This is a genomic window from Paraburkholderia sediminicola, assembly GCF_046027825.1.
Classification (GTDB): domain Bacteria; phylum Pseudomonadota; class Gammaproteobacteria; order Burkholderiales; family Burkholderiaceae; genus Paraburkholderia; species Paraburkholderia sediminicola_D.
On the sequence record NZ_JAQQDU010000044.1, the window covers coordinates 63,731 to 71,120 of the forward strand.

The 7,390-nt window shown below is 63.5% G+C and carries 8 protein-coding genes; 5 read left to right on the forward strand and 3 right to left on the reverse strand.

Going from position 1 to position 7,390, the window contains the following annotated elements; genetic code table 11:
- Nucleotides 1-10 precede the first annotated feature (10 nt).
- On the reverse strand, nucleotides 11-592 hold the full coding sequence (locus tag PQQ96_RS23280; protein ID WP_074284543.1) for a DJ-1/PfpI family protein: 582 nt from the start codon (nucleotides 590-592) through the stop codon (nucleotides 11-13).
- A 169-nt stretch (nucleotides 593-761) separates the two neighbouring features.
- On the opposite strand from PQQ96_RS23280, the gene PQQ96_RS23285 reads away from it, so the two are divergent.
- The 4 genes from PQQ96_RS23285 (at nucleotide 762) to PQQ96_RS23300 (ending at nucleotide 5,373) form a co-directional block, all read left to right on the forward strand.
- Complete coding sequence (locus PQQ96_RS23285; RefSeq protein WP_408297057.1) at nucleotides 762-1,235, forward strand: BCAL1086 family glycoprotein; 474 nt, start codon at nucleotides 762-764, stop codon at nucleotides 1,233-1,235.
- An 87-nt stretch (nucleotides 1,236-1,322) separates the two neighbouring features.
- Nucleotides 1,323-1,778 (forward strand): Rrf2 family transcriptional regulator, encoded by a 456-nt coding sequence (locus PQQ96_RS23290; RefSeq protein WP_408297058.1) that lies wholly within the window; start codon nucleotides 1,323-1,325, stop codon nucleotides 1,776-1,778.
- A gap of 143 nt (nucleotides 1,779-1,921) precedes the next feature.
- Nucleotides 1,922-2,569, forward strand: a complete 648-nt coding sequence (locus PQQ96_RS23295; protein ID WP_408297060.1) for an NAD(P)-dependent oxidoreductase — start codon at nucleotides 1,922-1,924, stop codon at nucleotides 2,567-2,569.
- Between the two features lie 191 nt (nucleotides 2,570-2,760).
- Complete coding sequence (locus PQQ96_RS23300) at nucleotides 2,761-5,373, forward strand: mechanosensitive ion channel family protein (protein ID WP_408297062.1); 2,613 nt, start codon at nucleotides 2,761-2,763, stop codon at nucleotides 5,371-5,373.
- 72 nt (nucleotides 5,374-5,445) lie between these two features.
- Here the strand turns inward: PQQ96_RS23300 and PQQ96_RS23305 are convergent, their stop codons facing one another.
- Nucleotides 5,446-5,955, reverse strand: a complete 510-nt coding sequence (locus PQQ96_RS23305; protein ID WP_408297071.1) for a cysteine dioxygenase family protein — start codon at nucleotides 5,953-5,955, stop codon at nucleotides 5,446-5,448.
- A 272-nt stretch (nucleotides 5,956-6,227) separates the two neighbouring features.
- Between PQQ96_RS23305 and PQQ96_RS23310 the strand changes: the two genes are divergently transcribed.
- Nucleotides 6,228-6,710: an Lrp/AsnC family transcriptional regulator gene (locus PQQ96_RS23310; RefSeq protein WP_408297064.1), complete on the forward strand. Its 483-nt coding sequence runs from the start codon at nucleotides 6,228-6,230 to the stop codon at nucleotides 6,708-6,710.
- A 189-nt stretch (nucleotides 6,711-6,899) separates the two neighbouring features.
- Here the strand turns inward: PQQ96_RS23310 and PQQ96_RS23315 are convergent, their stop codons facing one another.
- Complete coding sequence (locus tag PQQ96_RS23315; RefSeq protein ID WP_408297066.1) at nucleotides 6,900-7,301, reverse strand: VOC family protein; 402 nt, start codon at nucleotides 7,299-7,301, stop codon at nucleotides 6,900-6,902.
- Nucleotides 7,302-7,390 lie beyond the last annotated feature (89 nt).

Below are 7,390 nucleotides of genomic sequence, written 5' to 3' on the forward strand. Positions count from 1 at the left end.
CGCCTCAGGATCAGAGTTCGATGCGGGTGCCGAGCAGCACGAGGAACTGGCGCAGCCACTCAGGATGAGCCGGCCATGCGGGGGCGGTCACGAAATTGGCGTCGGTGATCGCGGCGTCGACCGGAATGTCGGCGTACTCGCCACCGGCCAGCTTCACTTCGGGCGCGCAGGCCGGGTAGGCGGAAATGCGCTTGCCGCGAATCACGTCGGCGGCGGCGAGCAGCTGCGCGGCGTGGCAGATCGCGGCGATCGGCTTACCCGCTTCGGCGAACTGCCGTACGAGTTCGATGACTTTGTGATTGAGCCGCAGGTATTCCGGCGCGCGGCCGCCTGCGATCGCCAGTGCGTCGTATTGACGCGAATCAACGTCGTCGAACGTGGCATTGAGCGTGAATTGATGGCCAGGCTTTTCGGTATAGGTCTGGTCGCCTTCGAAATCATGGATCGCTGTCTTGATCTTCTCGCCCGCTTTCTTGTTCGGGCAGACCGCGTCAACGACGTGGCCGACCGCCTGCAGTGCCTGAAACGGCACCATCGTTTCGTAATCCTCGGCGAAGTCGCCGGTCAGGAACAGAATCTTCTTTGCTGCCATCGCATGCCTCCAATTTGATCAACGGAACACATCGAGCGGGACGTCAGTCTACCCCAATGCGTTTGACACAAGTGCGACGGAGGACCGATGAAGAGAGCGTCCGGCGCAACGGCGTATCATGGGCGCGTTTTCGCATGCGGAAGCCGCTCGATGCGGCTCACACCCCAATATGACCTTATCTATTCATTCTCCGTTGTTGCGCCGCGTCGCTGTTGTCGCCCTCGTGTTCGGCGGCCTGACGGCTTGTCAGAAGAATGACGCGTCAGCGCAGGTCGCCGGCAAGCTCAACGATGCGGCGCAAGTCGCCGGTCAGAAGCTCGATCAGGCGGCCAGCTACGTCGGCCAGCAGGTCGATGCGACCAAGGACGCCGCGCAGCAGAACCTCGAATCGGCCTCGGCGCCGTCGGTTACGATCGATCCTGCCGCGCTGGCGTCGACCGCGCAAGCCAACCTGCAAGGCGCGGCGAGCGCGACGAATGTGCAGCTCGGCAAGGCGGCGGCGTTGACCGGCCAGGGCCTTGAGACGGCGGGGCGCAAGTTGCAGGAATGGTCGGCACAAAGTTCGGCGTCGTCGGCTAGTGTGCCGGCTTCTTCGTCTGCGTCGAGCGACTCCAGCGATGCGCAAAAGCAGATGGACAAGTGACGTGGCGGCCCGTGCGTCCGTCCATTTGACAGTCGGATTAAATGTAATTACTATGGTTACACATTGTCGTCGCAGGGCAGGTTTGCTGTGAATACGAGTAGCCGTTTTGCGTTCGCGGTGCATGTGCTCGCGCTGCTGTCGTTGCAGGAGGGCGCGCCGCTCTCGTCGGAGATGATCGCGGGCAGCGTGAATACAAATCCTGCGTTGATCCGGCGTCTGTTGACCATGTTGGCCGACGCGGGTCTTACGACCTCGCAACTTGGCGCCGGCGGCGGTGCGCTGCTCGCCCGGGCGCCTGACGACATCACCCTGCTTGAGGTGTATCGTGCGGTGGACGACGCGCAATTGTTCGCCATGCATCGCGAGGAGCCGAATCCAGCGTGCATGGTGGGGCGGAATATCCAGGTCGTGCTGCGCGGCATCATTGACGAAGCGCAGCAGGCCATGGAAGCATCGCTCGGCGCACGCACGCTGGCCGATGCGACTTCCGACCTGGTGCGCGCCGAACGGGCGCGTGAACGCAAGCGGCGTCCGCAGGGGTGACGTAGCAAAAAAGCAGTATCCAGGGGCGTGTGGCGTAGTGCAGACGCGCGCGCCTGAGAACGGACGGGGGCTCAAGCCCCTCTTTTTTCCCTATGATATGTAATCAATGCGGTTACATATATGTTAATGACAGGAGCATCGAAATGAGCAAACCGTTGAAGATTGCATTGTTTGGCGCCACCGGCACGATCGGTTCGCGGATCGCCGCGGAAGCGGCTCGCCGCGGGCATCAGGTGACGGCGCTGGCGCGCAATCCGGCGCGCGTGCCGGTGGACGTGGCGAATCTCAAGGCCGCACAGGCCGATCTGCTCGATGCCGCGAGCGTCGGCGCCGCAGTGCGCGGTCACGATGTGGTGGCGAGCGCGTACGCGCCGCCGCAAGACGATCTCGCGGCACTGACCACGGCGACCCATGCGCTGGTCGACGGCGTGCGCGCAGCGGGCCTCAAGCGCCTCGTGGTCGTGGGTGGCGCGGGTTCGCTCGACGTGGCGCCGGGCAAGCAACTGGTCGACACGGATGGGTTCCCGGACGCCTACAAGCCGATCGCACTGGCTCACCGCGATGCATTCGATTACTACCGTGGCGTCTCCGATCTCGACTGGACTTTCTTCGCGCCGGCCGCGCTGATTGCGCCGGGCGAGCGCACCGGCAAGTTCCGCACGGGCGCGAACACCCTCCTGGCTGACGCCGAGGGCAATAGCCGCATTTCCGCGGAAGACTATGCGATCGCCTTCGTCGACGAATTGGAGCAGGGCCGTTTCGTCCGTGAGATCGCGACGGTGGCTTATTGAGCCCTAACGGGCCGTGCAGCACGTGTGTCCTGCGTGGCCCATTGCCTGTGCCGGAGAGGCTGCGCGGCGGATGAGGGCGGCCCGCCAATCCTCGAATTTGCGCAAGCGTCCTAACAATCGGTTACGCATGTTCGGTCGCTGGCGGTGCAACTGCGGCTACACTGGCGTCTCCCGTTTTCTCACGGATCGCCATGCAGTCATGCCCTTTGCGGCGTGAGTCCGGGGCCGCGCCGTCCAACGGCGGGCAACCGGCGACTCACGCCGCCTTTCAATTTCCTTCCGGTCATGTCAAATGCCGCGCCCGGCGGGGCGTTCGCGCTCACGTCGTGGCGTGGCTCGGCGCGTGGACGGCCACGGTCTGCCTCGCGCTGATCCTCGGCATCGGCTGGATGCCCGCGAGTGCGCAGGCCGCCGGCACCAGCACGCCGGTGATCCCGGCCTTGCAGAGCCTGATCAATAGCGCGACGGCAACGCCTGCGTCGGCCGCCTCGAGCGCCTCGGCGGCGGAAGCGGCCTCGGCGCCGTCGCCTGCGAGCCAGGCGGAACTGGCGCGCTCGCTCGACAGCGTGATCGCCACGCTCGACAACGACCGGCAACGCACCGCGCTCGTCGCCCAGCTCAAGAAGCTGCGCGATGTCTCGCAAAACGTCGCGCCGCCCGCGCCCGCGCAACCGAGTCCCGGCTTGCTCGGCGCCATCGCGTCGGGCATCGCGTCGTTCGAATCCGGCGTGCATCAGGGCCGCACGCCGGTGCGCTATTGGGCCGGGCGCTTCAACGCGGCCGGCAACGAGCTCTACACGATCATTTCGGGTCAGGGGCAGGAGAGCTTCGGGCACATCGTCTTTGCGATGATTGCCATGCTGGCTGGCTGGGGCGCGTGCGCCGGCGCGTTGATCTACCTGCAACACCGGCTATACCGGCGCTTCGGCATCCTGATGGGGCTCAACCCGAATCCCACCACACGCGAGTTGCTGATCTTCGCGCTGCGCCGCGTCGGGCCGTGGATCGTCGCTTTTCTCGCTGCATTGCTGTTCGTACGCGCAATGCCTGATGAGCTCGGCCGCACGCTCGGCCTGGTAGTCGCCTACGCGATCGTCGCGGGTGCGGTGTTTTCGGCGATCTGTCTGATCATGTTTTCGCTGTTCGGCTCAGGGCATCGGCGGATTGCCGTGCGCCTGCTGATCGAGCATGCGCGGCGTGTGCTGTTCGTGGTTGGCATTTGCGCTGCGCTCGGCGATGCGGCGGTTAACTACGACGTCGCGCATCAGCTCGGATCGAATCTCGCCGGGCTGATTTCGACGGCTGCCAACATGACGGCCGCCGTGCTCACCGGCTATTTCGCGCTGGCTTTCCGCCGGCCCGTCGCGCACCTGATTCGCAACCGGCCTTACGAGCAGCGCCACGATCACAGGGCCGCGACCGACGCATTCGACGTGCTCGCCTCGCTCTGGCACGTGCCGGTGCTGGTGCTTGCCACCGCGTCAGTGGTCGCTACGCTCGGCGGCTCGAGTTCCAGCGAAAACGTGCTGCAGATTTCGGTGGTGACCGCACTGTTCCTGGTGCTCGCATTTTTCCTGTCGGCCATCGTCCTGCGCGTGACGCGCCACCGCAGCCCGCGCACGCGGCGCCGCTCGCCGTATCTGTCGCGCTTGCTGCGCTTTTGCGGCACGCTGCTGACGCTGTTCATCTGGCTGTTCTTCTTCGAACTGGCGGCGCGTCTGTGGGGGGTGTCGCTCGCCGAAGTTGTGGAGAAAAACGTTGCGGCGCGCGGGATTGCGCACGCGGTGACCGCGATCATCGCGACGGTGTTCATTTCATGGTTGCTGTGGATTCTGGTCGATACGGCAATTACCGAAGCCCTCAATCCAGGCGGTCCGCGCAACAAGTCGCGCAATCCAAGCATGCGGGCGCGCACGATGCTGCCGCTGCTGCGCAACGTGCTGCTGGTAACGATCATGACGATTGCCGGCATCGTCACCGCGGCGAACCTGGGTATCAACGTGACGCCGCTGCTGGCCGGCGCCGGGGTGATCGGCCTCGCGATCGGGTTCGGCGCGCAGTCGCTCGTGACCGACCTGATCACGGGCCTCTTCATCATCATCGAAGATACGATTTCGGTTGGCGACTGGATCGACGTGGACGGTGGTCACGCGGGCACCGTCGAGCATCTGTCGATCCGCACGGTCCGCTTGCGCGATGGGCAAGGCGCGATTCACGCGATTCCGTTCTCACAGATCAAGATCGTCAAGAATCTGTCGCGCGACTTTGCCTACGCGGTGTTCGAAGTGCGGATGTCGTTCTCGACCGATGTCGATCAGATTACGCATCTGATTCGGGAAGTCGGTGCCGATCTGATGGCCGACTTCCGCTACCGGCGCGAAATGCTCGGACCGATCGAGGTGTGGGGGCTCGACCGTTTTGATCCGAACTGGATGGTCGTGAAAGGGCAGATCAAGACGCGGCCGTTGCAGCAATGGAGCGTGGCGCGCGCCTTCAACTTGAGGCTTAAGCGCAAGATGGACGAAGCCGGCATTGAGATTCCGGTGCCGCAGATGCGTGTGTACACGTCGACGAAGGATAGCGAAGGGCAGCCTTTGCCGGACGATGAACTGCCCGAGATCGGTCCGCATGGGCATGGGCACGCGCATGCTGAGACGGGGGGCTCGACGCGGGCCGGGCACGCTGCCATGGCAGTGGCGCGCGATGTGTCGCACGAACCGCGTCCGGCGCCGCCGCCGACCGGGCAGACCGCGCCGATTCCACCGCAGATTCCGACGGCAGGCGAAGCGGGCGGAAAGAGCTGACGGGAAAGGCCGACGGGAACAGCTGACTACGCCAGGTGCGGGGGCAGCGGCCCCACGCCCGACGTACGGTTTTTAGACGAGCGCCGGGGCGTCGGCCGCGCGCACGATGTCGTTGACGTGCGTGGCGATTTGCGCGCCCGCGACACCATAGATATGCAGCGAGACGGCGGGTGCGTCACTGCCATTGCCCAGCCGATGAATGCCGCCTCTGCCGCCGCGCACAAACGACACGGCCCCGGTATTGCGCGCCTGCGTACGGGTGGCGCTGGCGCAGTGCTGTGCGCCATTCCATTCGAAGACTGTTTCGCTGAGCGTGCCTTCGATCACCGCGTAGCCGCACCACGTGTGGTGCGCGTGGACCGGACTTGCCTGTCCCGGCTGCCACACCAGCGCGGCGATCGCATAGCGGCCGTGCGGATCGGCGGCCAGCAGATGACGCCGGTAATTCTCCGTGGAGCCTTCGCGCTGCGCCGATGTGAGCAACTCAGGGTTCGCCGCGGCGTCGGCCAGCGCGATGCGCATGCTGCGCGCGAAGAAGGTCGAATCCGACGGTTCGGGGAATTTTTCACAGGCTTCGAACATCGCGTCGAGCGCGTCGCACAGGTGCGCGAGCGGTGCGCTGCGGTGCGCGTGCAAGGGCGTATCATTCGCCCCGGCAAACTGCGCGGCGTTGGCTGAGGAACGGGCTACGGGGGTTGAACGGAGGTCTTGGCTCATGATCGCTGCGCGGCTGGTTGGCTGCTTATTGGCTATTTTGGATAGACATATTTATACCCGTTTGCCCGGAGAAAGAGTTTCCATATAATTCCCCTTGGGGTCTTAAAAGTAGAATAATTTCCTATAAAGGTGTGGCGATGGGAATGGATATCATCGATCGGAAGCTGCTCGAACTGTTGCAGGAAGACGCAACCATGCCGATCGCCGAGCTGGCGCAACGCGTGAATCTGTCGCAAACGCCTTGCTGGAAGCGGCTGCAGCGTCTGAAGGAGACCGGCGTGATTCGCGCTCAGGTGGCGCTGTGCGATGCGCGCAAGCTCGGCGTGGGCACGACCGTGTTCGTCGCGGTGCGCACCAACCAGCACACCGAGGAATGGGCGCAGACCTTTACGCGTGCGGTGCAGGAGATTCCGGAGGTGGTGGAGGTGTACCGGATGAGCGGCGAGACGGATTACCTGCTGCGAGTCGTGGTGTCCGATATCGACGACTACGATCGCGTCTACAAGCTGTTGATCGCTGCCGTGCCGCTGTATGACGTGAGTTCGAGTTTTGCGATGGAGCAGATCAAGTATTCGACGGCGCTGCCGGTGCGGCCTTCGGCGGTGGTGGAAGGGCGGTGATGCGTGCAACGCGCTGATCCTGACCAAAAGCGGGTGGTCGAAGTGGGAGTCGAAAAGCGGCCATTGTTGTTGTTCATACAACTACCGCGTGCTTCCTTAGGCGGCAATCTGTGCGGCTATCGTTGAGAAAATTAGCGTTCACATGTTGACCTAAGGAAGGCGCGTATGCGCCCACTGATGCTGGCCCCGTTATCTCGCACTGCCCGCCGGCATGTAACCTTTCGGCGCTTCGTGCATTAACGCCAGCGTGTGCCCATCCGGGTCTTCGAAGAACGCCATCCAGAGGTCGTGGTCTTCCATGGGCGCGACGAGGTGCGGTCGGTTGCTGAAAGTAACCCCGCGCCGTGCGAGTTCACCTACTCCGAGCGCGATATCCGTGCAGCTAAAATAGATTGCCGACGTCTGGGTGCGACTTTGAGGCCCCTCTGATTTCTCGATGAGCAGACGAACACCGCTGCAGTCGAAAAAGGTGAGATCGCCAAATCGATACAGCTGCCGCAACCCAAGTACGTCGCGATAAAACGTCTCCGCTTTGTCGACATCCTGAACAGACAAGGCGATCTGGCCTATGCGATTTAAACCGAACGGCATATTTGCCTCCATGTCGGCGATTGGAGCAGAAACGATTGTCTCGTCGGGGCGGGTCCGGTAACGGTCCTAAAGAATATACGTGTAATTCA

Bases quoted from the DNA above. Each gene is read 5' to 3' on its own strand.
- PQQ96_RS23315 (WP_408297066.1), bottom strand. From the start codon at position 7,301: ATGCCGTTCGGTTTAAATCGCATAGGCCAGATCGCCTTGTCTGTTCAG.
- PQQ96_RS23305 (WP_408297071.1), bottom strand. From the start codon at position 5,955: ATGTTCGAAGCCTGTGAAAAATTCCCCGAACCGTCGGATTCGACCTTC.
- PQQ96_RS23295 (WP_408297060.1), top strand. From the start codon at position 1,922: ATGAGCAAACCGTTGAAGATTGCATTGTTTGGCGCCACCGGCACGATC.
- PQQ96_RS23310 (WP_408297064.1), top strand. From the start codon at position 6,228: ATGGGAATGGATATCATCGATCGGAAGCTGCTCGAACTGTTGCAGGAA.
- PQQ96_RS23285 (WP_408297057.1), top strand. From the start codon at position 762: ATGACCTTATCTATTCATTCTCCGTTGTTGCGCCGCGTCGCTGTTGTC.
- PQQ96_RS23300 (WP_408297062.1), top strand. From the start codon at position 2,761: ATGCAGTCATGCCCTTTGCGGCGTGAGTCCGGGGCCGCGCCGTCCAAC.
- PQQ96_RS23280 (WP_074284543.1), bottom strand. From the start codon at position 592: ATGGCAGCAAAGAAGATTCTGTTCCTGACCGGCGACTTCGCCGAGGAT.